Source organism: Pseudomonas sp. FBCC-B1667 (assembly GCF_059133255.1).
The window spans coordinates 2159707-2184789 of the sequence record NZ_CP101437.1 but is presented as its reverse complement, the minus strand read 5'-3'; the positions used below and the strand labels follow the sequence as shown (position 1 = coordinate 2184789).

General features: G+C 57.6%; 22 protein-coding genes and 2 pseudogenes. 10 read left to right on the top strand and 14 right to left on the bottom strand.

Annotated elements, in window-relative coordinates; translation table 11 throughout:
* Positions 1-196 precede the first annotated feature (196 nt).
* From prpC to NL116_RS09810, 3 genes are read right to left on the bottom strand one after another with little or no spacing between them, the layout of a single operon-like run.
* Positions 197-1324 (bottom strand): bifunctional 2-methylcitrate synthase/citrate synthase, encoded by a 1128-nt coding sequence (gene prpC / locus NL116_RS09820; RefSeq protein ID WP_494376998.1) that lies wholly within the window; start codon positions 1322-1324, stop codon positions 197-199.
* 42 nt (positions 1325-1366) lie between these two features.
* Entirely contained in the window at positions 1367-2257 is an 891-nt protein-coding gene (prpB, locus tag NL116_RS09815) for a methylisocitrate lyase (RefSeq protein WP_494376997.1), read from the bottom strand.
* Positions 2254-2970, bottom strand: a complete 717-nt coding sequence (locus NL116_RS09810) for a GntR family transcriptional regulator (RefSeq protein WP_494378030.1) — start codon at positions 2968-2970, stop codon at positions 2254-2256. Before NL116_RS09810 ends, prpB begins: the two co-directional genes overlap by 4 nt.
* Positions 2971-3272: 302 nt before the next feature.
* Here NL116_RS09810 and rloA point away from each other — a divergent pair, with 302 nt between their 5' ends.
* The 4 genes from rloA to pabB all read left to right on the top strand — a co-directional run bounded on the left by rloA (position 3273) and on the right by pabB (position 7916).
* The gene (rloA, locus tag NL116_RS09805; protein ID WP_494376996.1) at positions 3273-3809 is read left to right on the top strand and encodes a retropepsin-like aspartic peptidase RloA; all 537 of its coding nucleotides are present in this window, start codon (positions 3273-3275) and stop codon (positions 3807-3809) included.
* 5 nt (positions 3810-3814) lie between these two features.
* Positions 3815-5347 (top strand): osmotic stress tolerance membrane protein RloB, encoded by a 1533-nt coding sequence (gene rloB, locus NL116_RS09800; RefSeq protein ID WP_494376995.1) that lies wholly within the window; start codon positions 3815-3817, stop codon positions 5345-5347.
* Positions 5347-6333, top strand: a complete 987-nt coding sequence (locus NL116_RS09795; RefSeq protein WP_494376994.1) for an alpha-L-glutamate ligase-like protein — start codon at positions 5347-5349, stop codon at positions 6331-6333. The genes rloB and NL116_RS09795 overlap by 1 nt, the downstream gene beginning before the upstream one ends.
* Positions 6334-6578: 245 nt before the next feature.
* Positions 6579-7916 carry an aminodeoxychorismate synthase component I gene (pabB, locus tag NL116_RS09790; RefSeq protein WP_494376993.1) on the top strand — a complete coding sequence of 446 codons (1338 nt, stop codon included), beginning with the start codon at positions 6579-6581 and terminating at the stop codon, positions 7914-7916.
* A gap of 45 nt (positions 7917-7961) precedes the next feature.
* Here pabB and thrH read toward each other — a convergent pair whose 3' ends face one another.
* Positions 7962-8579 carry a bifunctional phosphoserine phosphatase/homoserine phosphotransferase ThrH gene (gene thrH / locus NL116_RS09785; protein ID WP_494376992.1) on the bottom strand — a complete coding sequence of 206 codons (618 nt, stop codon included), beginning with the start codon at positions 8577-8579 and terminating at the stop codon, positions 7962-7964.
* 173 nt (positions 8580-8752) lie between these two features.
* Here thrH and NL116_RS09780 point away from each other — a divergent pair, with 173 nt between their 5' ends.
* A complete protein-coding gene (locus tag NL116_RS09780; RefSeq protein WP_008027340.1) occupies positions 8753-9493 on the top strand; it encodes a phosphoadenylyl-sulfate reductase in 741 nt (246 codons plus the stop codon).
* Positions 9494-10207: 714 nt separating this feature from the next.
* On the top strand, positions 10208-10936 hold the full coding sequence (locus NL116_RS09775; RefSeq protein WP_494376991.1) for an aspartate/glutamate racemase family protein: 729 nt from the start codon (positions 10208-10210) through the stop codon (positions 10934-10936).
* A 34-nt stretch (positions 10937-10970) separates the two neighbouring features.
* Here the strand turns inward: NL116_RS09775 and NL116_RS09770 are convergent, their stop codons facing one another.
* Complete coding sequence (locus tag NL116_RS09770) at positions 10971-11894, bottom strand: LysR family transcriptional regulator (protein WP_494376990.1); 924 nt, start codon at positions 11892-11894, stop codon at positions 10971-10973.
* A gap of 274 nt (positions 11895-12168) precedes the next feature.
* Between NL116_RS09770 and NL116_RS09765 the strand changes: the two genes are divergently transcribed.
* The 3 genes from NL116_RS09765 to NL116_RS09755 are packed head-to-tail and all read left to right on the top strand — an operon-like array spanning position 12169 to position 15427.
* Positions 12169-13917 carry an ATP-dependent nuclease gene (locus NL116_RS09765; protein ID WP_494376989.1) on the top strand — a complete coding sequence of 583 codons (1749 nt, stop codon included), beginning with the start codon at positions 12169-12171 and terminating at the stop codon, positions 13915-13917.
* Positions 13914-14375 (top strand): AAA family ATPase, encoded by a 462-nt coding sequence (locus NL116_RS09760; protein WP_494376988.1) that lies wholly within the window; start codon positions 13914-13916, stop codon positions 14373-14375. The genes NL116_RS09765 and NL116_RS09760 overlap by 4 nt, the downstream gene beginning before the upstream one ends.
* Entirely contained in the window at positions 14375-15427 is a 1053-nt protein-coding gene (locus NL116_RS09755) for an ATP-binding domain-containing protein (RefSeq protein ID WP_494376987.1), read from the top strand. The genes NL116_RS09760 and NL116_RS09755 overlap by 1 nt, the downstream gene beginning before the upstream one ends.
* A gap of 77 nt (positions 15428-15504) precedes the next feature.
* On the opposite strand, the pseudogene NL116_RS09750 reads toward NL116_RS09755, so the two are convergent.
* The 7 genes and pseudogenes from NL116_RS09750 to NL116_RS09720 form a co-directional block, all read right to left on the bottom strand.
* Positions 15505-17043 (bottom strand): annotated as a pseudogene (locus NL116_RS09750) (IS3 family transposase).
* A gap of 69 nt (positions 17044-17112) precedes the next feature.
* Positions 17113-17217, bottom strand: a pseudogene (locus NL116_RS09745) (hypothetical protein); the annotation flags it as partial.
* A 195-nt stretch (positions 17218-17412) separates the two neighbouring features.
* Positions 17413-18462 (bottom strand): NAD(P)H-dependent flavin oxidoreductase, encoded by a 1050-nt coding sequence (locus NL116_RS09740; protein ID WP_494376986.1) that lies wholly within the window; start codon positions 18460-18462, stop codon positions 17413-17415.
* A gap of 95 nt (positions 18463-18557) precedes the next feature.
* The gene (gene ptrR / locus NL116_RS09735; RefSeq protein WP_494376985.1) at positions 18558-19475 is read right to left on the bottom strand and encodes a putrescine utilization regulator PtrR; all 918 of its coding nucleotides are present in this window, start codon (positions 19473-19475) and stop codon (positions 18558-18560) included.
* Between the two features lie 38 nt (positions 19476-19513).
* Positions 19514-19903 carry a tautomerase family protein gene (locus NL116_RS09730; RefSeq protein ID WP_494376984.1) on the bottom strand — a complete coding sequence of 130 codons (390 nt, stop codon included), beginning with the start codon at positions 19901-19903 and terminating at the stop codon, positions 19514-19516.
* A 121-nt stretch (positions 19904-20024) separates the two neighbouring features.
* A complete protein-coding gene (locus NL116_RS09725) occupies positions 20025-21542 on the bottom strand; it encodes a CoA-acylating methylmalonate-semialdehyde dehydrogenase (RefSeq protein WP_494376983.1) in 1518 nt (505 codons plus the stop codon).
* Between the two features lie 173 nt (positions 21543-21715).
* The gene (locus NL116_RS09720) at positions 21716-22390 is read right to left on the bottom strand and encodes an MOSC domain-containing protein (RefSeq protein WP_494376982.1); all 675 of its coding nucleotides are present in this window, start codon (positions 22388-22390) and stop codon (positions 21716-21718) included.
* A gap of 119 nt (positions 22391-22509) precedes the next feature.
* On the opposite strand from NL116_RS09720, the gene NL116_RS09715 reads away from it, so the two are divergent.
* Complete coding sequence (locus NL116_RS09715; RefSeq protein WP_494376981.1) at positions 22510-23391, top strand: LysR family transcriptional regulator; 882 nt, start codon at positions 22510-22512, stop codon at positions 23389-23391.
* Between the two features lie 91 nt (positions 23392-23482).
* On the opposite strand, the gene NL116_RS09710 is transcribed toward NL116_RS09715, so the two are convergent.
* Together NL116_RS09710 and NL116_RS09705 are read right to left on the bottom strand one after the other, a co-directional pair.
* Positions 23483-24523 carry an NAD(P)H-dependent flavin oxidoreductase gene (locus tag NL116_RS09710; protein ID WP_494376980.1) on the bottom strand — a complete coding sequence of 347 codons (1041 nt, stop codon included), beginning with the start codon at positions 24521-24523 and terminating at the stop codon, positions 23483-23485.
* Positions 24524-24526: 3 nt separating this feature from the next.
* Positions 24527-25081 carry a cytochrome b gene (locus tag NL116_RS09705; RefSeq protein ID WP_494376979.1) on the bottom strand — a complete coding sequence of 185 codons (555 nt, stop codon included), beginning with the start codon at positions 25079-25081 and terminating at the stop codon, positions 24527-24529.
* Positions 25082-25083 lie beyond the last annotated feature (2 nt).

Sequence of the window (25083 nt, the reverse complement as noted above, 5' to 3'; positions counted from 1 at the left end):
GGGTCACGGTAAATACAAAGGGTGGGGCCTGGCACCGGGCTTGAACTGAAACCGGATCAAATGTGGGAGCGGGCTTGCTCGCGAAAGCGGTGTATCAGTCGACATCAATGTTGAATGTCAGTCCGTCTTCGCGAGCAAGCCCGCTCCCACACTAGTTTCCGGTTCGTTCAGCGAACAGTGTGGGAGCCCCCACCATTCAGCGTTGTTCGATTGGCACGAACTTGCGCTGTTCAACGCCGACGTACTCGGCGCTCGGACGGATGATGCGGTTGTTAGCGCGTTGTTCGAACACGTGAGCGGCCCAGCCGGTCAGGCGCGAGCAGACGAAAATCGGCGTGAACAACTTGGTCGGGATGCCCATGAAGTGGTACGCCGAGGCATGGTAGAAGTCTGCGTTCGGGAACAGTTTCTTTTGCTCCCACATGGTCTTGTCGATGGCTTCGGAAACCGGGAACAACACCTTGTCGCCCACTTCGTCGGCGAGTTTTTTCGACCAGCCCTTGATCACTTCATTGCGTGGATCGTTGTCTTTGTAGATCGCGTGACCGAAGCCCATGATCTTGTCTTTGCGCTCGAGCATGCCGAGGGTGCCTTCGATCGCCGCTTGGGGCGAACTGAAGCGCTCGATCATTTCCATCGCCGCTTCGTTGGCGCCGCCGTGCAGTGGACCGCGCAGCGAACCGATGGCAGCCGTGATGCAGGAGAAGAGATCCGACAGTGTGGATGCGCAAACTCGTGCGGTGAAGGTCGATGCGTTGAACTCGTGCTCCGCGTAGAGGATCAGCGACACGTTCATCACCTTGACGTGCAACTCGCTCGGTTTCTCGCCGTGCAGCAGGTGCAGGAAATGACCGCCGATGGTCGGCTCCTCAGTCACGCAGTCGATGCGCTTGCCGTCGTGGCTGAAGCGATACCAGTAGGTCATGATCGCCGGGAATGCGGCCAGCAGACGGTCGGTCTTGTCGTGTTGCTCGGAGAAGTTCGCTTCCGGCTCCAGGTTGCCCAGGAACGAGCAGCCGGTACGCATCACGTCCATCGGGTGGGCGTCGGCGGGGATGCGTTCCAGTACCTCTTTCAACGCTTGTGGAAGGTCACGCAGCTTGCTCAGCTTACTGACATAGGCAGCCAGTTGCGCTTTGCTCGGCAGTTCGCCGTACAGCAGCAGGTAGGCAACTTCTTCGAACTGCGCGTCAGCCGCCAGTTCACGAACGTCGTAGCCACGATAGGTCAGGCCGGCGCCCGACTGGCCCACGGTGGACAGTGCGGTTTGCCCGGCAACCTGACCACGGAGCCCGGCGCCACTGAGTACTTTTGCTTCGGCCATTGCTGTCTCCAGTTTCTTGAATTTGTTAAGGAGTAAATCGACTTACTTCTTCGCAGCGAACAACGCATCGAGCTTCTGCTCGAAGGTGTGATAGTCGATGCGATCGTAAAGCTCCATGCGGGTCTGCATGGTGTCGATGACGTTCTGTTGCGTGCCGTCGCGACGGATGGCGGTGTAGACGTTTTCCGCGGCTTTGTTCATCGCACGGAAAGCCGACAGCGGGTACAGCACCAGCGATACATCGGCACCGGCGAGTTGCTCGGTGGTGTACAGCGGCGTTGCGCCGAATTCGGTGATGTTGGCCAGGATTGGCGCTTTCACGCGGCTGGCGAACAGCTTGTACATGTCCAGTTCGGTGATGGCTTCCGGGAAGATCATGTCGGCGCCAGCCTCAATGCACGCAGCCGCGCGCTCCAGGGCAGATTCCAGACCTTCGACTGCCAGGGCGTCGGTGCGCGCCATGATCACAAAGCTGTCATCGGTACGCGCATCCACCGCAGCTTTAATGCGGTCGACCATTTCCTGCAGCGAAACGATTTCCTTGTTTGGACGGTGGCCGCAACGCTTGGCGCCGACCTGGTCTTCAATGTGAATCGCCGCTGCGCCGAACTTGATCATCGACTTTACGGTACGGGCGACATTGAACGCCGAGGAACCGAAACCGGTGTCCACGTCCACCAGCAGCGGCAAGTCGCAGACGTCGGTGATGCGACGCACGTCGGTCAGCACATCATCCAGGCCAGTAATGCCCAGGTCCGGCACGCCAAGGGAGCCCGCAGCCACACCGCCACCGGACAGGTAAATCGCCTTGAAACCGGCGCGCTTGGCCAGCAATGCGTGGTTGGCGTTGATCGCGCCGACCACTTGCAATGGATGCTCGCTGGCGACCGCATCGCGGAAACGCTGGCCTGGAGTGCTCTTGTTCAAACTCATGACTCACCTCGTTTGGCTGTCGGGTTGGCGCCGTCCTGGTAATGACGGGCGATATTGCGTTTGGAGGCGCCGATGTGGCGGCGCATCAACAACTCGGCCAGTTCACCGTCACGGTCGGCGATGGCATCGAGAATTCGGTGGTGCTCGGCAAACGCCTGGTGTGGGCGATTTGGCGTGGTGGAGAACTGGATGCGGTACATGCGCACCAATTGATACAGCTCGCCGCAGAGCATTTGCGTCAGGGTGCGGTTGCCGCTGCCCTGAATAATCCGGTAATGGAAGTCAAAGTCGCCTTCTTGCTGGTAGTAACCTCGTCCGGCCTGAAACGCTTCGTCACGCTCGTGGGTTTCGAGGACGCGGCGCAGTTCGTCGATTTCTTCGAGGGTCATGCGCTCGGCAGCCAGACGGCAAGCCATGCCTTCAAGGGATTCACGGATTTCGTAAAGTTCGAGCAACTCGGCATGGTTCAACGAAACCACTCGAGCCCCGACATGCGGAATGCGCACCAGCAGGCGCTGGCCTTCCAGGCGGTGGATCGCCTCACGCAGCGGCCCGCGGCTGATGCCATAGGTGCGCGCCAGCTCTGGCTCGGAGATCTTGCTGCCCGGGGCGATCTCGCCCTTGACGATGGCCGCCTGAATACGCCGGAAGACGTTTTCGGAAAGTGTCTCCGAATCGTCTTGGGCAGTGAGCGGAGGATCCAGTTGACCCAGCATATTGTCGACACCTTGAAAGCTGATGCGGCAAAAACTAGCGAAAACAGGCCGCACAGTCAAAGGTTAATTCGATATTGTCGACAATCGTCTAATAACCCGTTGCACCATAACAAAGCAGCGCAATGGTTTATAGCCACCGGCCAGCGCTGGCGCCCGCAAACCACCGTGCTAGAATGCCGCCCGCATTTGTTTGTGACATCTGCACTGTTTGTCACAAATAGCTGATAGGCATACGAGGGAGCTTGCGCAGCAATGCCAGGGCCTTGAATCGACGTACGGACCGCTGCGCGCCAGGATTTATGAGACTCAAGCCCTTCCCGACATTCCTTTATCTACTGTGTCTGCCCGGTTTTGCCGCGGCGGGGGAAAAGACGGTGTACGGCCTCAACGAGTACGCCTCCCTGGATGGCATCGACCTTGAAGTCGCGGCCAAGCTCGACACCGGGGCGAAGACCGCCTCACTGAGTGCCCGCGACATCAAACGCTTCAAACGCAACGGCGAATCCTGGGTGCGCTTTTACCTGGCCATCGATGCCGCCCATTCGCACCCGATCGAACGGCCACTGGCCCGCGTCAGCAAGATCAAGCGCCGGGCCGGTGACTACGACCCGGAAGAAGGCAAGAAGTACACGGCCCGCCCGGTGATCGAGCTGGACATCTGCATGGGGTCGGCATTACGCAGCATCGAAGTGAACCTGACCGACCGCAGCGCCTTCCAATACCCGTTGTTGATCGGCTCCGAAGCGCTCAAGCGCTTCGACGCGCTGGTCGACCCCAGTCTTAAATACGCTGCTGGCAAACCCGCCTGCGCCACCAACGTACATACCGCAGAGTAATTCCAATGCGCTCTCTTACCCTCCATCTGAAACTGCTGATCGCCATCCTGGTGGTGCTGGGCATTTCAGTCACGGCCTATCAGATCTTCGTGCTCGGGATTCCCGTGACCGAAGACGCCACCGACGACTTGTGGAACATCGACGCCAAGGTCGAGTTCGTCGCCAGTGCCAAGGACCCGGTCAAGATCCAGATGTTCGTGCCGCCGCTGAGCCGCGACTTCGTCAGCCTCAACGAGAGCTTCATCTCCAATAACTACGGCGTGGCGGTGAACCGGGTCGACGGCAACCGCAAGGTCACCTGGTCGGCGCGTCGGGCCAAGGGCAATCAAACCCTTTATTACCGCCTGGTCCTGACCAAGCGTTACTCCGGTGAAAAATCCAAGGTCAAGGGGCCTACTTTCCGCGACAGCATCGCCGTCGAAGGCGCGGAAAAAGTCGCGGCCGAAGCCCTGCTCGCGCCGATCCGCCAACACTCGGCCGACGTTGAAACCTTTGTCGGCGAAGCGATCAAGCGGGTCAACAACGTCAGCGACGACAATGTGAAACTGCTGCTGGGCGGCGATCCGTCCACTGCCAACAAAGCCAAGATCGTCGAACTGGTCCTGTCCATCGCCCACGTGCCGGTAGAAAAGGTCCACACCATTCGCCTGGTGGCCGACCAGCCACAACTGCCTGAACTGTGGCTGCGCAGCTTCAACGGCACCGACTGGCTGTACTTCAACCCGGAAACCGGCGAGCAAGGTCTGCCGACCGACCGTTTACTGTGGTGGACCGGCGACGAAAACCTGATCACCGTCGATGGGGGCAAAAAAGCCAACGTGACCTTCAGCCTGAACAACAGCGAAATGAACGCCATTCGCCTGGCCAAGCTGACCGACGAAAACACCGACGCCAACTTCCTCGAATACTCGCTGTACGGTTTGCCGCTGCAAACCCAGCAGACGTTCATGATCATGGTGATGATCCCGATTGGCGTGCTGGTGATCCTGATCCTGCGCAACCTGATCGGCATCCAGACCCTCGGCACCTTCACCCCGGTGCTGATCGCCCTGGCCTTCCGCGAAACCGGGCTCGGCTTCGGCATCGTGCTGTTCACAATCATCACCGCGCTGGGTCTGTCACTGCGTTCCTACCTTGAACACCTGAAGCTGCAAATGCTGCCAAGGCTGTCGGTGGTGCTGACTTTCGTAGTGGTGCTGATCGCGGCGATCAGCCTGTTCAGCCATAAACTTGGCCTCGAACGCGGGCTGTCGGTGGCGCTGTTCCCGATGGTGATCCTGACCATGACCATCGAGCGCCTGTCGATCACCTGGGAAGAGCGCGGCTCGGGCCACGCCATGAAAGTGGCGATCGGCACCTTGTTCGCCGCGTCCCTCGCGCACTTGATCATGACTGTGCCGGAGCTGGTGTACTTCGTGTTCACGTTCCCGGCGGTTCTGCTGATCCTGGTGGGCTTCATGCTGGCAATGGGTCGCTATCGCGGCTACCGCCTGACCGAACTGGTGCGATTCAAGGCGTTCCTGAAGGCTGACGCCTGATGTTCGGTTTCTGGAAGACCTGGAAGGCCCTGGAAGCGCGGGGAATCATGGGCATCAACCGGCGTAACGCCGACTACGTGCTCAAGTACAACAAGCGCAGCCTGTACCCGATTGTCGATGACAAGATCATCACCAAGGAGCGCGCCATTGCCGCCGGCATTCATGTGCCGGAACTGTATGGCGTGATTTCCACCGAGAAGGAAATCGACAACCTGGACTCCATCGTCGGCGGGCGCACCGATTTCGTGATCAAACCGGCCCAAGGCGCGGGCGGCGACGGCATCATTGTGGTTGCCGACCGTTTCGAGGGTCGCTATCGCACGGTGTCCGGCAAGATCATCAGCCATGAGGAAATCGAGCACCACGTCTCCAGTATTCTCACCGGCCTGTATTCTCTGGGCGGTCACCGCGACCGCGCGCTGATCGAATACCGGGTGATCCCGGACCAGATCTTCAAGAGCATCAGCTACGAAGGGGTGCCGGACATTCGCATCATCGTACTGATGGGCTACCCGGTGATGGCCATGTTGCGCCTGCCGACCCGGCAATCCGGCGGGAAGGCCAACCTGCACCAGGGCGCCATCGGCGTTGGTGTTGACCTCGCAACCGGGGAAACATTGCGCGGCACCTGGCTGAACAACATCATCACCAAACACCCGGACACCACCAATGCCGTCGATGGCGTGCAACTGCCCTACTGGGACGGTTTCATGAAGCTCGCGGCCGGCTGTTACGAGCTGTGCGGGTTGGGCTACATCGGCGTTGATATGGTCCTGGACCAGGAAAAAGGCCCGTTGATCCTTGAGCTCAATGCCCGGCCGGGGTTGAACATCCAGATCGCCAACGATTGCGGGCTGACCTTGCGTACGCATGCGGTTGAAGCGCGACTGGAAGAATTGAACGCTCGCGGGGTTACCGAGACGGTGAAGGAACGAGTGGAGTTTGTTCAGGAGATGTTTGGGCATATTCCGGCGATTGAGGGCTGACTTGTGGCGAGGGGGCTTGCCCTTGTTGGGTCGCGCAGCGCCCCCAAAACATTCACCTCAGTACTGTCAGGCAGATCACATCAGCTGGTTTTACGACTGCTGAACAGTCGAACGGGGGCAAGCCCCCTCGCCACAGAATGCAATCACCCGTTATCGATCTATCTCATCCCGACATCCCCTCTAGGAGCAAATCCTGCAGAGGACTACAATCGCCACCCCGCCTCGATGGCTGATCCGCCCCGCCCATGTTGACCTGTTCCGTACACCCGCTTCCTTATCGCGCCAACCCCGCCGACTACTTCGCGGCGATTCGTCAGGCGCCCGGCGCCGTGCTGCTCGACAGTGGCCGCCCTACCGCCGAGCGTGGGCGTTTTGATTTGCTCAGCGCCTGGCCGCTGGAGCAATTGGCCGTTCTGCCTGACGAAAGCGGCAGCGATTTCCTGCAACGCCTGCGCGATAACCTGACACGACTCGGTAAAGCGCAAGTGCCTGACGAACTGCCCTTCGCCGGCGGCCTGATCGGTTACCTGAGCTACGACTTCGGTCGGCGCCTGGAAAACCTGCCGAGCCAGGCACTGGACGATCTGCAACTCCCCGACGCGCGTTTCGGGTTGTACGGCTGGGCCTTGATCAGCGATCACCACGTGAAAACCAGTCAGCTGGTGTTTCATCCGTCGTTGAACGACAGCGAACGCCAGCGTCTGATCACACTGTTCAGTCAGCCCACCGCAAACGCCATTGAACCTTTTACCCTGAAAGCGCCAATGCGTGCCGACCTGAGCGCCGAACAGTATTGCCAGGCACTGCAACGCATTCAGAACTACATCCAGGCCGGCGATTGTTATCAGGTGAACTTCGCCCAGCGATTCCGGGCCGAATGCCAAGGCGATCCCTGGGCAGCGTATGTCGCGTTGCGCGCCGCGTGCCCGACGCCATTTTCCGGTTTCCAGAGTTTGCCCGAGGGTGGCGCAGTACTGAGCCTGTCCCCCGAGCGCTTCGTCAAAGTCAGCGCGCGGCAGGTGGAAACCCGTCCGATCAAAGGCACCCGCCCTCGCGGCCGGACCGCTGCCGAAGACGCGGCGAACGCCGCCGAACTGATGGCCAGCCCCAAGGATCGCGCGGAAAACCTGATGATTGTCGACCTGCTGCGCAACGACCTCGGCCGCACCTGCCGTATCGGCTCGGTGCGGGTGCCGGAGTTGTTCAGCCTGGAAAGTTATCCGAACGTGCATCACCTGGTGAGCAGCGTGACCGGTGAACTGGCGGATGACCGCGATGCGCTGGACCTGATCGCTGGCAGCTTCCCCGGCGGCTCGATCACGGGTGCGCCGAAGATTCGGGCGATGCAGATTATTGATGAGCTGGAGCCGACCCGGCGCGGATTGTACTGCGGGTCATTGTTGTATCTGGATGTGCGCGGCGAGATGGACAGCTCCATCGCGATCCGCAGCTTGCTGGTCAAGGATGGGCAAGTGTGTTGCTGGGGCGGCGGCGGGATCGTCGCCGATTCCGAGTGGCAGTCCGAGTATCAGGAATCGATAACCAAGGTCAAAGTCCTGCTCGATACCCTGCAAAACCTCTAGCTTTATTGAGACGAGGGGGCTTGCCCCCTCACCACAAGAATGGTTTTACAGGCTTAAAGCCCGATTCGAAGCCTTGATGAACTCCTGCTTCAACGCCTCAAACGTATGCACCGCCGGAAACTGCGGGAACTCACGAATCACGTTGTCCGGCGCGTGGAACAGAATCCCCGCATCCGCCTCACCCAGCATCGTTGTGTCGTTGTAGGAGTCTCCCGCCGCGATCACCCTATAGTAGAGGCTCTTGAAGGACAGAACCGACTGACGCTTGGGATCTTTCTGACGCAACTGATAACTTGTCACCCGACCCGAATCGTCCGTAATCAGTCGATGGCAGAGTAAGGTGGGGAAGCCCAGTTGACGCATCAGCGGCTGGGAAAACTCGTAGAAGGTGTCCGACAGGATCACCACCTGGAAGCGCTCGCGCAACCAGTTGACGAACTCAATGGCGCCATCGAGTGGCTTGAGCGTGGCGATCACTTCCTGGATGTCGGCGAGCTTCAGGCCGTGTTCATCGAGGATTCGCAGGCGTTGCTTCATCAGCACGTCGTAGTCGGGAATGTCCCGGGTGGTAGCCCGCAGGGATTCGATCCCGGTTTTATCGGCAAACGCGATCCAGATTTCCGGGACCAGTACACCTTCAAGATCCAGACAGGCAATTTCCACAAGACACTCCCATTTGTATTGATTATTGAGTCGAGCGAGCAAAAAGACTGCCGAACTCTAGCGATTCGAGCTGACCGGCGCAACGCAGAGGGCGCGCCAGCGGCTGCAGGATTTTGTTACCATCGCAGCCACATAGAGCGCCCAGCGCCACCGACCTGTAGGAAGCCGCCCTGATGAGCCCAACGTTTGACGTCGTGGAACTCGCCACGACCTATGCCAATAAATCCGCCCAGGACATCCTGAAACTCGCGTTCGCCGAGTTTGGTGATGACCTGTGGATATCTTTCAGCGGCGCCGAAGACGTGGTGCTGGTAGACATGGCCTGGAAGCTGAACAAGAACGTCAAAGTGTTCAGCCTCGACACCGGCCGCCTGCACCCGGAAACCTACCGCTTCATCGATCAGGTGCGCGAGCACTACAAGATCGACATCGAACTGGTGTCGCCGGACTACACGAAACTTGAACCGTTCGTGAAGGAAAAAGGCCTGTTCAGCTTCTACAAGGACGGCCATGGCGAATGCTGCGGCATCCGCAAAATCGAGCCGCTGCGCCGCAAATTGTCCGGCGTCACCGCTTGGGCCACCGGCCAGCGCCGCGACCAGAGCCCCGGCACCCGTAGCGCCGTCGCCGTGCTGGAAATCGACACCGCGTTCTCGACGCCCGAGCGCACCCTGTACAAATTCAATCCGCTGGCGCAAATGACCAGCGAAGAGATCTGGGGCTACATCCGCATGCTGGAGCTGCCCTACAACAGCCTGCATGAGCGCGGGTTCATCAGCATTGGCTGCGAGCCGTGCACCCGTCCGGTACTGCCGAACCAGCATGAGCGCGAAGGTCGCTGGTGGTGGGAAGAGGCAACGCAGAAAGAATGCGGGTTGCATGCCGGGAATATCATCAGTAAATCGAAGGCATAACCGTCAGCCTTGTGGTGATCCCTTGGGGAGTGAGCCTGCTCGCGAGACTGAGTGACATCCAGTGAAGATGTCGACTGATACACCGCTTTCCCGAGCCGACCCGTTTCCACAGTCGATGTTCACCTAAATAAATGTGTACACACCAATGTCACCGCAGGTGCCATTTTGTGTGCACTTTTCTTTTTGACGCCCCCGAAAGTTACAACCTCCTCTCCAGACTTCCTCAGTCGATCATCTCCAGAATCCCGCAGAAAAATACAAACGGTTCTAGCGGTCATCTTTTATCGTTTTTATTTCAGATAGTTACCGTCAACCGGTAACAAATGAAACCAGCCACGATGTTCATAAATTCCCGGCTGGCATGGATCTGGCTATATTGCATACATCTTTTGCATACAAACACCGTGAAACACACACTTTCGATCCGCAAGCCTGAAACGCCCTATCCCGTAAAGACTGCGGATGGCACGTAACCAACGATGCTGATTGCCCACGAGGAAGCTTTGCCGAGCCCACGCTCATGGACAATCGTCACGCGGCAAAGCTCGAACTGTTGTACGGCGGTCGACTACTGGTTGGTGCGAAAAGGCCAGGTCAACGTGCCTCTACCTGATCATCGCCAAACGGCAGCCCCACTACGCCGACATCAGCCATCAATCCCTTGGCAGCCCGGTAATGTAGGGACGCAGTACGGCTCCGCTATAAGGACTTCTCATGCGAATTCTCGTGGTCAACGTCAACACCACCGAATCCATCACCCAGGCCATCGCGCGCTCGGCTCAATCGGTGGCCGCACCCGGCACGGAAATCATCGGCCTGACACCGCACTTCGGTGCTGACTCCATCGAAGGCAATTTCGAAAGTTACCTCGCCGCCATTGCCGTGATGGACCGGGTGATGTCCTACGACCAGCCTTTCGACGCAGTGATTCAGGCCGGGTATGGCGAACACGGCCGCGAAGGCTTGCAGGAACTGCTCAACGTCCCGGTGGTAGACGTTACTGACGCGGCGGCCAGTACTGCAATGTTCCTCGGCCATGCCTATTCGGTGGTGACCACACTGGACCGCACCGTGCCGCTGATCGAAGATCGCCTGAAACTGTCCGGCCTCTGGGATCGTTGCGCATCGGTTCGAGCCAGCGGTCTGGCGGTGCTGGAGCTGGAATCCGATCCGCGGCGGACATTGGAAGCGATTGTCCGTCAGGCGGAACTGGCAGTGCAGGAAGACAAGGCCGAGGTGATTTGTCTGGGTTGCGGCGGGATGGCCGGGCTGGATGAACAGATTCGTCAGCGCACTGGCGTGCCGGTGGTGGATGGCGTGACGGCGGCGGTGACCATTGCCGAATCGCTGGTGCGGTTGGGGTTGTCGACATCGAAAGTACGCACGTATGCCACGCCGCGTCCAAAGCACATCGTTGGTTGGCCGGGGCGGTTTCGCAGATAGGCTGCGATGGCGGCACCTCGGTTCCAGGCCGAAATCAAACCGCACTAAACCTGCGCCCCAACCCCTGCTCCGCAAACTGCTCGATAATGAAATCCACAAACGCCCGAGTCTTGCCCGGCAACAATTTGTGTTCCGCGTAATAGATCGAAATGTTGCCATCGTCGACATACCAGTCTGGCAGCACCCGCTGGAGCTTCCCGTTCTCCAGGAACCCCGAGGCGAACGGCATGCTCACCAGCGCAATCCCCAGCCCCTGAGCCGCCGTCGCGCACGCGGCTTCCGAATCACTCATGGTCATTCGCGCCTTCAGCGTCAGCGGACTGTGTTGCTGCGTGCGACTGGTCAACTGCCAGGAGCGCACCCGACCGGTCTGCGGTGAACGAATCAAAATGCCGTCATGGTGCTTGAGGTCATCGGGCTCGGTTATCGCATCATGCGCCTCCACATAACCGGCTGACGCCACCAACACCCGATGCGCCGGTGTCAGTTTGCGCGCCACCACCCCCTGGGGCAGTTCGAAGCCGCCGCCAATGGCCGCATCGAACCCCTGCGCAATCAAATCGACCTGACGGTTATCGAAATGCCAATCCGGATTGATCGCCGGATAGCGCCGTAAAAACTCCCCCAGCAACGGCACGACATACAAACGCCCGAACACCGTGCCCATGCTGACCTTCAGCGTTCCCGCCGGTCGGCCTTCAGCGCTGGCCAGATTGGCCACGGCATTCTGGATCGTGTGCAGGCTGGAACTGACTTCTCCGAGGAACAGCTGACCAGCCTCGGTCAGCGTCAGACTGCGGGTGCTGCGCTGAAACAGCCGCACACCTAGCCGACCCTCGAGTTTTGCCACACTCTTGCCCACCGCCGCCGGGGTCAGGCTCAAGCGCCGCGCGGCCTCGGCAAAGCTGCCGACCTCGGCGCTGCGCACAAAGCATTCGATACTGCTGAAGGTTTCCATACGCGCCACTATAAACTTTTGGTTTACACAGACTAATGCAATTACCGTCTACTCAGCCTTCAGTGGTCATTAGAAAATAAAACGAAGTCATTAGTTTCTGTGACGGAATCCGAACCCAGCTGGCCAAATGAAGTAACCAATCGAATCCTGGCAGGATAAATCTCACAGTTCTGAGGGATCACTGTGAAAGAGACTGTATAACTTCGCATTGACTGATATCGCATGCACGTCTTCACTCCTGCCTACCCGTGACAGGAACAGAGGATGGATCCCAATGGCCGCATGCTTTCACTACCTCAAAGTTGAAAATTTCAGAGGCATTCATTCCTTGGAATGGCGCCCCAACGCTGGGGTCAACGTCATCCTAGGTGGAGGTAATGTAGGGAAGTCGACGTTACTGGAGGCGATTGCTCTTCTTCTCAGTCCAACCAACAGCTACACCTTGGCAGATGCTGATTACTGCAATCGAGAAGTAGCGGCTGAATTTCTCATCGAGGCAGTGATTTCGTTACCTGGAGAAGGCGCTATCAATCAACAAGGAGCGATGGCTTGGCCTTGGGAATGGGATGGCAGCAATGCCGTCCTACCTGAAGCTGTTGGAGATGAGCAAGCACCCCGCCCGGCTGTATACAAGTTAAGAGTCAGAGGTACCGCTGAGCTGGAGCTCGCGTTTGAAATAGCACAGCCGGATGGCACCTGTGTTTCGATGTCCGTGGCTCTTCGTCGATCCATCGGAGTCGTTAAACTCTCCGGAGATGATCACAGCGACCGCGATTTACGCCTGGTGTACGGCGCCGGTTTGGACAGACTGCTTGCTGACCGAGGGCTGCGCGCACGTCTTGGCAGAGAGATCGCGTCAGACCAAATTGAGCAACATCTGGATCAGCCGGCCAGGGACAAGTTAAACGCACTGGATGATTTGTTTGGGCTTAGATCGCTACCAACCGAGTTAGGCCTGGCATTTGTTGGCAATGCGGGAGTGTCAGTCAACGCACTGATCGGCTTGACCTCAAATAAAAACGGAATCGCTCTCCCCCTAATCAGTTGGGGATCCGGAACTCGGCGATTAGCCGCGTTGGCTATTGCTGACTCCCTGCAGGAAGGCCATCCTATCACCGTTGTAGATGAGTTAGAGCGCGGGTTGGAACCCTACCGACAGCGACAGCTGATGAAGACGCTTATCGAGAGCACTGGCCAAGCATTCGTCACGACCCACAGTTCGACAGTTGTCAGTGCCTCTGGGCCAGCTTCTCTTTGGTACATTGATTCGACCGGCAGCATTGGCGCCTTACCCCGGGACAAAGTCGAGCGGCATCAGTCAGCAGATCCTGAGGCATTCCTCTCTCGACTTACTATTGTTGCTGAGGGTTCAACAGAGGTGGGCTTCTTAGCGGCTTTGTTGGACAGATACGTGTCCGGGTGGCGCGACCAGGGCATTTACATCAGCGACGCGACGGGGAATGACAATGTTTTAAGTCTATTAGAGGCGCTGTCTTCAGGCGGTATTAAATTTGCGGGTTTTGCAGATTTTGAAGGGAGATTCGAGGGGCGCTGGCAAACGCTAAGGGAACGAATGGGCAATCTCCTCTTTCAGTGGCAACAGGGCTGCCTCGAGGAAAACATTATTCCCCTGATACCTTCTGCTCGTATATTTCAACTCATCGAAGACCCAGCTGCAGAAAAAACAGGCATGCGTCTGAGGACCTTAGCCGACCGGCTTGAGATCCAGGCAGCCGATTTCAATCTGATTGCTGATCGCCCCGATCAAGAATTAAAAAGCTTGATCGTTGCCGCTGCGACTGGTCAGATCCCTGAGCATTTGGCGAACGCCGAAAGAACCATCAAAAACCCTTATAAGGGGCATTCCTCCGTCTGGTTCAAGTCTGTAATTGGTGGCCGAGAACTGGCTGACAAGATTCACGCACTTGAGGCATGGCCGCACCTGCAGGCACGTATGGTGCCGTTCCTAAATGCTATTCGAACCAGTGTTGGGCTTGTTCCTCTCCCAGAGGTTGAACAATGAGCGATGCCTCCGTTGCAGCAGCTCTTCGTTCGGATGCCCGCTTAGTCGTCATAGAAGCCCCCGCAGGTTGCGGAAAAACCTATCAAGCAGCGGAGTATGCAAGAGAAGCGGCAAGCTCGGTCAGACAAGGCCAACGAATCTTGATACTGACTCATACTCACGCCGCTTGTAGCGTGTTTACCGCGAGAACCAGAGGAGTGGGTCCGCGTGTGCAGATTGGCACCATAGATTCGCTCATTGTCCAAATTGCGTCGGCCTACCATCGCGTGCTCAATCTGCCATCCGACGTTTCCGCTTGGGCTTTTGCTCAAGGTGCTTCGGGCTTTGATCAACTCGCCAGGAAAGTCTCTGCGTTACTGGACCGGTCATCTGCAATATGCGGGGCGCTGGCAAGCAGATATCCCATTGTTATCTGTGATGAGCACCAGACGCGAACGAGGGACAGCATGGCGTCATAATGACCATCGGAGTTGCCGGTTCTCGGCTGATCGTGTTTGCAGATCCAATGCAGGCAATCTACGGTTCTAACGCTGAGACTACCGCCAGGTGGGAGCGACTCGTGGAAGCCAGCAACGCCACAGAACTTTTGGACTATCCACATCGCTGGGATCAAGGCTCGCGCGCGTTGGGCGAGTGGACTCTGGAAGCACGTGAGATGCTACGACAAGGTAACGCAATAGATTTGCGAGGTCGGCTTCCACCAGGCCTTTCAATAATTGAGGCTGATAACCAAGCTCAGCGACATGGGCAGTATCAGGTTCCCAGAGAGGAAGCTCGGCAGATCAATCGCGTGACGCGAAGAGACGGAGGACTTCTCATCCTTTCTGCCCATAACACGACAATTCGCAGTCTGAATGCGATGTGGTGGCGGACCATTCCCATTTGGGAGGGATTCACCCGATCGGCATTATCACAACTCGTAATTAGTTGCCGTCGGCATATTGGAGACGCCCTGGCTCTGGCGAAATCCTTTTGCGAATTCGTTGGCGAAGTTGGTATTGGTTTTACGCCGTCTGCTTTTGGAAACCGTCTGAAGCAGGAAATCCAAACGGGATGTGCGGCTAGGTGCCGAGGGAAGCCGGCATTAATTCAGCGATTAGCGCGCTGTCTTCTCGAAGCCCCTGACCATAGAGGGGTTGGAGCAGCCTTGAACCTCTTACATGAATTCATCAAGGACGAAGAGGCTTTCAACGGTGTAAAAATAGATCTTCGACGCGAGTTTTATGAGGCGCTCAAGCTGGGAAGTTTCGATGATCCGGAACAGGGCTACACGCAGCTGAGCAGCCGTAGAACTCAAATGCCCCCGTCCATACCGCCCCGCGCTATAAGTACCATTCACAAGGCCAAAGGTCTTGAATGCGCCAACGCACTGTTGATTCCTTGTGATGCCCAACACTTCTCCGCGGCGGAGAAAAATCGCTGCCTTCTTTACGTCGGGTTGAGTCGGGCGAGTAGTTCATTGACGCTAGTTCTTTCACCAACGACGCCGAGCCCATGGATAATTATGTGAAGATAAAAAAGCGCAACACAGCAGTTCAACACGCCGGCTTAAATTTAGAGGGGGATGCGGACAAAAACTTGGACTGGTTATGCCGCGAAGCCCAGGCTTTCACGATACTCAATGGGGCTGAGCGCGCCGAGGGAAATCTTTATACGTTTTTCGTTGTACCAGCGAATGTATGAATCCAAGGCCTGAATGAACTGCTCGATGCTCGTTGACTGCCAGTTGCGAGGATAGAACAGCTCCGTTTTCAGTCGGCCGAAGAAACCTTCACAAGCCGCGTTGTCAGGTGAGCAGCCTTTGCGCGACATCGAACGAATCATCTTCGCATCAGCGATGCGCGATAACCAGCCGGGCCAGCGGTAGTGAGCGCCACGATCAGAGTGAACAACAGGCCGTTTATCGTTGTTGGCCACCGTTTCGACAGCGGCATCCAGCATCGTGTTCACAAGCTCGGCGTCGGGACGCGTGCCGATCGACCAACTGATTACCTTCCCATCGAAGCAATCGATCATGGGGGACAGGTACACCTTTCCGGCCGGGATCTGGAACTCCGAGATGTCGGTCAGCCATTTCTCATTCGGAGCTAGGGCCGTGAAGTCGCGGTTGAGGAGGTTTTCCGGCGCCGGACTGATCTCCCCGAGGTAGGAACCGTATCGACGCCGTTTCGGCTTGGCGACGACTAGGCAATCCTGCTTCATCAAGCGCTGCACCACCTTCTCTGAAAGGCGCACACGCTGCCTGCTCAACGAAGCTCGCATCCGACGGTAGCCATAGCAACGATGATTGCGCTCGAATATGTCAGCCATGGCACGACGCGCTTCGGTGTACTTTTCCGCGACCTGCATTCGGGCTCGATGATAGAAATAGGAGCCTCGGGCCAAGCCCAACGCGTCAAGCAGCTCTAGCAAGGAGTACCTCTGCCTTAGGGCATCAGCCAGCAATGTCTTCTCCCGATTGGTCAGGACTTGCCGGTTGATGCCCGTCTCTTTTTTTATGAGTTCATTCGCCCTCATCAACAGGTCATGTTCAAGCTGCAAACGGCGAACATCGAGCTGGAGAGATTCGAGTTGCCGCTGCAACTCCTCTCGTTCCGGTGACGATGAGGGTTCAAGCTGACACTTCATGGATGGGGATACCTATGGGCCGAGTAGCTGGTTTTTCCAGTTGTACAAGGTAGGCCTGCACACGCCCAGCTTTTGAGCCAGGGCTTTCGCACTTTCTTTTCGCGTGCACAGCGCGATGACCGCTGCCTGCTTCACCGCTGGCGGCCGGGCAAACCCGTCTGATCGACCGACAATACGCGTATGCAACTCGGGGTGCATTTCGTAAATCCAGGCACGCAACGAATCCCGCGCGGGGTAGCCCAACGCCTTGATGGTAGCGGCGATGTTGCGACCGTATTCGAGATAGTGCCCGACAGCCTTTTCCATTTGGGCCAGTGAGTACTTCGACTTCGAGTTCTCGTAGCCACGCGGCAGGTCGAGGCATCGCTCATACTCTGCGTGCCAGCTCTTCAAAGAGTTCTTCGTCGGGCAGCCCAACTGAAGAATAGTTGCCCCGGTTCGCTTGCCCAGTTTGATGTAGAGCTTGACCGCTCGGATACGGTCTTCGTATGAATACATGAACTACCTCCAGGTAGTCCAAGATTTACGCCGCATCCCCACTATGTCAATTTGGCGTCGGCGCCAACAGTACAGGCACAGGTTGCGCGAGTTCTCGATCATCCAGTCGGCGCGGGCCTTGCCGAAGTCCTGGGCGAGTTCGTCGCGACGCTCGTACAGCGGACGGTCAATAGGCGCTATTCAGCTCGGAAACGCGTCGTATTGCCGGTAGAGGCTGGGACGAGCTGCATGTGTAAAAAAAACGGAACCCCGGCAGGATCAACCTATCGGTTTTTTTCGTTCGTTGGCCAGAATTCATCGCCGCCGGTGGTTCTTGATCGATTCAGGAGCAGCGCCCAACCCTGACCAGGGAGGCCGCAGTGTATCGAGTCAGAATTTCATTTCCGCTGCGAGCAAGTTCACCAACACTGCAGCAGGCAGTTCACGGGCCAGTGGTGCTCCCTGGCCGGCCCACTGCACGGCAAAATCCGTGTTTGCTTTGGCGGTTGTTGCGGCGTTAAGCGCTTTGTTGGCGTCATAGGTGAGCGGATAGTCTGGCAGCGCTGTGCCACTCGCCTCGAGATAAGTGAAGTTGCGATTGACCATACCCCGAGCCGGACGGCCGGAAATGACGCTTGTGACTTTGGTTTGATGTGCACGCGGACCTTTCAAGGCCTCACGATAGGCGCAATTGGCAGAAGATTCAGGGCAGAGGATGAACGCTGTTCCCAACTGTGCGGCACTGGCCCCCAGTTGCATGACCGCCTTGATACCTGTGCCGTCCATAATACCGCCCGCCGCGATCACCGGCAGTCTGCAAGCACCGTTCAACACCCGCACAAGCGCAAACGTCCCCATCTCAGTGTCCTGCTGTGGATCGAATACCCCGCGGTGCCCCCCGGCTTCGAAACCTTGAGCCACCAAGGCGTGCAAACCTGCATGCTCCGCCATCTGCGCTTCGGCCAGGTTCGTCACGGAACATAACAAGATGATGCCTGCGGCCTTGAGTGCATCGATCGCAGGTTGAGGGGGCAATCCAAAATGGAAGCTGACCACCGCTGGCCTTTCTTCCAGCAGCATCTGAAGCATGTCCGGGTCTTCGACGAATGAGGTATAGATCTCACGAAGCGACGCTGGAGGAGCGGCCCCGAACTCAGCAAAAAGCGGCCTCAGAAAATTCAGCCACCGCGACTCTCGGAGACCGTCGTGGACAGCAGGTTGGTGGCAAAAAAGATTCACATTGAAGGGTTTTTCCGTCAGCGCAGCCGTCTCTCGGATTATGCTCCGCGCCTGCTCGACGTTGCTCGCCCCGATGCCAATGGCGCCCAGCCCGCCGGCACCCGACACCGCTGCCGCAAGTCTGGGGGTGGAAACGCCCACCATGGGTGATTGAAGGATCGGGAGTTCAATGCTCAAAAGGGACAGCAGTGTATTGGACATGGCATCACCTGAAAGGAATGTATGCGGGTGTCAGGAAGCGCTTGGACGCTGCATCCAAACTGGCAGCCTGGCCACGCTCTATTTGGGAGTAAAAGCTATTGCGCCTGTTCTCTTGGCGCTGTCTTTCCAGAACATTCAAACTCATTGGAGGCCATCCCTCCTTCCTCCAAAAGTTTTATAAACATCACCAGACTTTGGGAAGCCCTCCCCCGGCGCCACACCAGCCAGGTATTCAGCAAGCGAAATGGCTCGGATATCGGCCAAATACTCACCGCGCTGCCTCCAGGCATGCTCTCCAGCAAGCTGCGAGGCATCAGCGCCACACCAGCACCTGCGCTGACGCAGGCCAACATTGCGTGATAGGACTCCGTTACGTAAATTTTCCCCGGTACGGCCGCATCCTGTGCAAACCAGTTTTCAACGAGGTACCGAGATGAACAGTTGGCACGAAACGCATAAATGCTCTTGCTGTTGACGTCTTGCGCACGACCGATGGGTGGATGATTGAGCGGTGCGATAATCACCATCTCATCCTCGAACACCGGCATACCGTCCAGAGCCGGATGCAAGATCGGCCCATCGACGAACGCTGCTGCCAAACGTCCGGACAACACGCCGTCGATCATCGTCCCGGACAGCCCGGTGGACAGCTCTATCTCGACCTTACGGTATGTCTGGGCGTATTCGGCCAGCAACGCAGGAAGGTGAACGGCCGCAGTACTCTCCAGTGCTCCCAGCGAAAAAGGTCCCTGAGGCTCCTCACCCGCGACCGTCAGGCGGGCTTCCTCTACCAGGCTCAGGATCCGCTTTGCGTAGTCCAGGAAGTTCCAGCCAATGGGAGAAAGCCGTAACCGCTTGTTCTCGCGAATGAACAGGTCCACACCCAGATCCGCTTCCAGTTGCTGGACTCGCGTAGTCATGTTCGAAGGAACCCGGCGGATCCGCTGCGCCGCCGCACTGATACTCCCCAGCTCGGCGACGACCTTAAATATCTCAAGCTGAACCAGATCCATTTTTTTCTCCCGACAGGAATCGATCCACTCGGCTAAGGCTAGAGCTCCCCGGTCAAGAATTGCGCCCTTCCACGGCCGAAGGACCAGTCCGCATCGGCGTTCTCCACCAGCGAAACAATCAAGTCATCGGGCGACAGACCACAATCGACCCACAGCTTCTCAGCCAGCAAGCGGTAAAAAGCAGTCTTCTGCTCCTGTGACCGCGGTCGCGAAATCACCGTCAGCAAGACGGCATTGGCTGAGCGTGTGTAACCCAATCCGGTGTCTTGCAGCACCAACTCCCCTAGACGATGTTGCGTGATACATTGATAGCGATCACTGGATGGCACTTCAAAGGCCTGGACCATGGCCTGATGGGTCGCATCCAAAAGGGTCTTGAGCTGTGCGTCATCGCGGCCCAGGATAATGTCGAACTTGAGCAGTGGCATAACGGTGCACCTTAGCGGTAAAAAATTGGGAGCGTGGAGTTCGCCCCCCTGGGAAAAACGATGCATGCAATCCCGTGCCAACACGTCATCCACCCCAAACCTGTGGAGCAGAAAGCAGTGCTTACTTGGAGGTCGGCATGGCAAATTCCGCGCCCTTGGCGATGCTGTTCGGCCAACGCTGCATGATCGACTTTTGCTTGGTGTAGAAGCGCACGCCCTCTTCGCCGTAAGCGTGTGTGTCACCGAACAGCGAGCGCTTCCAGCCACCAAAACCGTGCCACGCCATCGGCACCGGAATCGGCACGTTGATGCCGACCATCCCCACCTGAATGCGGCTGGCGAATTCACGGGCGATGTGACCGTCGCGGGTATAGCAAGCGGTGCCATTCCCGAATTCGTGTGAATTGACCAGATCGACGGCCGCTGCAAAATCCTTCACGCGCATGCACGCCAACACCGGACCGAAGATTTCCTCTTTGTAGATCTTCATCTCGGGAGTGACATGGTCGAACACGGTGCCACCGAGCCAGAACCCTTCAGCACAATTCGCGCCGGCCTGCGTGCCGTCAAAGCCGCGCCCATCGACCAGCAACTCTGCGCCTTCCTCAATGCCCTGGTCGATGTAGCCAGTGATGCGTTGCAGCGCCACTTGCGACACGATCGGGCCCATCTCGGCCGCCAGGTTCATCCCCTCAAGCACCTTCAGTGTCTGGGTGCGCTCCACCAGTTTCGGCATCACCTTATCGGCAACATCACCGACAAAAACCGCCACAGAGATCGCCATGCAGCGCTCGCCAGCGGAACCGAAAGCCGCGCCGATCAGCGCGTCGACCACTTGGTCGATGTCGGCGTCGGGCATCACCACCATGTGATTCTTCGCGCCCCCCAGCGCCTGCACACGCTTGCCATGACCGGCCCCCGTCTCGTAGATGTAGTTGGCAATCGGCGTCGATCCGACAAAGCTTACCGCTTTGACGTCCGGGTGATCGATCAGCGCATCCACCGCTTCTTTATCGCCCTGTACAACGTTAAAGACACCGTCCGGCAGCCCAGCTTCCTTGAACAGTTCGGCAATCAGCAACGAGGGCGAAGGATCGATCGGGCTTGGCTTAAGCACGAAGGTGTTGCCGCAGGCGATGGCCACCGGGAACATCCACATCGGCACCATCACCGGGAAGTTGAACGGGGTGATGCCGGCCACCACGCCCAGCGGCTGGCGCATGGTCCAGTTGTCGATGTTGGTGGAGACCTGCTCGGTGTAGTCACCCTTGAGCAGTTGCGGAATACCGCAGGCGAACTCGACGACCTCAATGCCGCGCGTCACTTCGCCCTGGGCGTCGGTGAAGACTTTGCCGTGTTCGCTGGTGATCATTCGCGCCAGTGTGTCGCGGTGTTCGTTGAGCAACGCCAGAAACTTGAACATGATGCGTGCGCGACGCAGTGGCGGCATTGCCGACCAGGCTGGAAAAGCCTGCGCTGCCGATTTCACCGCCGCGTCAACTTCAGCGGCGTTGGCGAGGGCCACTTTGCCAATGACTGAACCGATGGCGGGGTTTGTGACGTTCTGCGTGCGGCCTGAAGTACCGTGCGTCACGCGGCCGTGAATGTAGTGTGCGATGTCTGCTGGCTGGGTGCTCATGGCGGGTGTCCCCTGATGGTGGATAAGAGCCATCTCTTGTTGTAGTCAGGAAGTGCCAGGCGGGTTTTCAAACACTCGGATCAACTGCGATCCTCGGGCCATCAGCGCGCCTGTCACGGCCAAAGTAGGCCAGCCTATAAATCGTGTAAAATGATGATTAGTGATCCTATGAATCACATTTTGTGAAGACGTTTTTGCAGCCACTTCGCTCGCTCACCCAGGCGTCGCTTCCAATCCTCGGCCAGGCCACGCACAGTAGTCAGCTCCAGGAGATCGTCGATCAAAGGCCTGTGCGACAACTGCACCTGCCAAAACTCATCGATGGAAAAGCGCTGCGTTTGCCTTTCCAGCAATTCGATCGTGTCCCCCGCTTCAATGAAGCCCGGCTGAATGACCCGGTAATACCAACCGGTGATTCGCTCTTTGGCGACATGCATCGACATTCGCTCAGCGTCAAAGCGATGATTGATTTTCCAACACGGGCTGCGAGGCTGAGAGATCTGCAAAACCGCACTCCCGATCTGGAACACGTCACCGATATGCACGTTTCGCTCGGAGAGTTCGAGCGCTGAAATGTTCTCCCCCAGGCTGCCTGGGATCAGCTCATGGGCGCAGTGCGCAAAGGCCAGCGCCAGACGCTGATAATTTTCTGCCGCATAGTGATGAACAGCCTTTTCCGGTCCGCCGTGAACCCTGGGGTCGCCGTGCTGGTCACCGACAATTCCATGGAACTCGACGCGAGCGGGGCCTGAGACTTTCTGTTTAAAGATGCCCGTAAGCTGCCCCTCGGGCTTCAAGGTCCCCATGCCTCCGGCAAAGATATGGTCAATTTTTGAAGTGAGTGTCATCGTCCAGTTACGCTCATCAGCCTGTTTTGTTGACTTTACTAACCGCCAACAAATCCAGTAAAATGATGACTTGTGATGCTATTCATCACTTTTTATGATAGGTAGCAATGATCATGGAAATGCGCCAACTGAAGATTTTCTGCGCGGTTGCCGAGCTTGGCAGCTTCACGGCAGCCGCCGTCAATGTGAATACGGTGCAGTCCAACGTCACCATGCGGGTGAAGGAGCTTGAAGCCGAACTCAATCGGGAGCTGTTCATCCGTAAAAAGTCTGGGGTAGTGCTGACGTCGGCGGGCGAGACCTTCCTCGGTTATGCGCGGCGCATCCTGCAGCTGACCGACGAAAGTCGCAGTGCCTTGACGGATACCGGTATCCCGACGGGATTACTTCGGCTGGGATCAATGGAAACCACGGCAGCCATCCGGTTGCCACAAGTCCTGACGAAGTACCGCGAAAAATACCCCGAGGTTCAGCTGTCGCTGCTAACCGGGACAACCGTTGAGCTGATCAAGGCGATTGAAGCGCATCGACTCGACGGCGCATTCGTGGGCGGATTTCACCAGAACTCAGCGTTGGCGCAGGAAGAGGTTTTTCAAGAAGAACTGGTGCTGGTCAGTAGCGGCCACTTTGACTCGCTGGCGGCGCTCATCGAGAAAATTCCCCAGCAAACGGTGCTCGTCTTCCGCACTGGATGCTTCTATCGCTCAACACTGGAAAACTGGTTCTATCAAGTCGGACTGGTGCCCAACCAGATCATGGAACTGGGAACGCTCGACGGCATCTTGTCGTGCGTCGCCGCCGGCATGGGCGTGACCTTGCTGCCCAAGACCATTGCAGAGACTTGCAGCGTGCGGCATGCGATTCGCTGCCACACGCTACCGTCCGAGTTCGCAAACGTTTCAACAGTCTTCATCCGCAGAAACGACACGATGATCACCTCGGCAATGAGCGCGTTCCTCAGGTTGGCGCAGGAACAGAGTGCCCGGCCAACGACTCTGTAAATCCGGTCCCGGCAACAGCTGCGCGAGAAGGAAAAACGGCTCGGCGAATAACACCGAGCCGCTGGCAGCAGACCTTGATTAGAGCGGCCGTTCACTGCCACCCAAGCGGCCGCGTTGTACTTCTCTGCTCAAGAAAGAGCCGACCATTCGTGGAAAAATCAACGTTGCCGCCCTCCTCTGCTTGAAGTCGATTTGCCGCAGCCGGTAGCCCTAGGGCGAGCTCAGCGACACGCTCTGCAGCTGGGACGACACTGTGGATCTTTCCAACGCCCTGGCCCGCGTACAGTGACAGTTTCCTGGCCATCCGTGGCTTGTCGATCGCGCGGGCGCCACCGCCGATAAAACGCAACAGGTTCCACTTGTCTCGATTGGGAATGACCCGATGAGGTGTCCCGTAGGTCCAGCCGAACGAATACCCCGTCCGGTACTCAGTGTCATCCGTCGTCGCCTCCACGATTTTTTGCTTGTACAACGGATGCGCATTCGACTCGTCGGTGGCAATAAAAGCCGTGCCCACCACCACCCCTGACGCGCCGAGCGACATCAGCGCCCGCACATCGTCGCCGTTGGTGATGCCGCCCGCCGCCAGTACCGGTCGCCCCTGCGAAACAGCAAGGATTGAAGTCAACAACGGCATGATGCCGATCGTGCCTCGGTTCAAATGACCACCACTTTCACTGCCTTGCGCCACGATAATGTCAGCACCTTGCGCGAGGGCAATGTTGGCCAACTCCACCGACCCCGCTTGCACCATGACGATCAACCCCGCGTCTTTCGCCCGGGGAATCATATTGGCGGAATAAGCCTCGGCATAAAACAGTGACAGCAGCCTGGGTTTTTCTTTGAGGATGACCTGAAACTGCGCTTCGAAGACATCCGGGCCACCGAACTGCGGAACCAGGTTCACGCCAAAGGGTTGGTCGGTCAGCGCCCGGGTTTCCTGTATCCATCGGCGCAAGGCCAACGGCGGGAGACGCAAACCGCCAATCACGCCCATGCCTCCGGCATTGGCGACTGCCCCAACGAGCTGAGGGCCGGAAATGGCCGCCATCCCACCGAGAAAGATGGGGTACTTCACACCACAGAGTTGAGTGATCGCATTACCAGGAAAATCAAATTTGGCTTCGTTCATGACTCACAGCTCCACATGTTTTCCAAGCATCCGCTTTAGCGTGTTGTTCTTTAGGAGAAAGTGATTCTTGACCGCCCCGAAAACATGCAGTGCCAGACCCGCCAGGAACGCCGACGCACCGACATCGAAGAGCACATCGACGACATGCTTCAGCGCTGTGTTAGGGGGCAAGAGCGCCGGAATTGAAAATCCTCCAGGCAGATCGACCGCCTCTCCGGCAGCAGACCTCGAAGCCCACACCGCTACCGGCAGCAGTACCATCGCCAGGGCGAGCGCCACGGCAACGGAACGGCTGATGATCACTTCGATGGGATTGGGTGTGCCCACGGGCAGAGGATGGTAAGAGGTGATCCTGCCCCAGAACCGGTAGATCGATACCAGAAACACGACCAGACCCAGCAGGTTTTGAAGGTGTGCGAACGGCATCCGCATGGCGTCGCTGGACGCTTGGCCGATCACCACCTGCAGGCAGATGATTGCAAGCAGCGACAGCACCACGACCCAATGCAGCACGACGGTGATAGGTGAGAACCTTAAGCCATTGTCTCGAAGTTGCATGG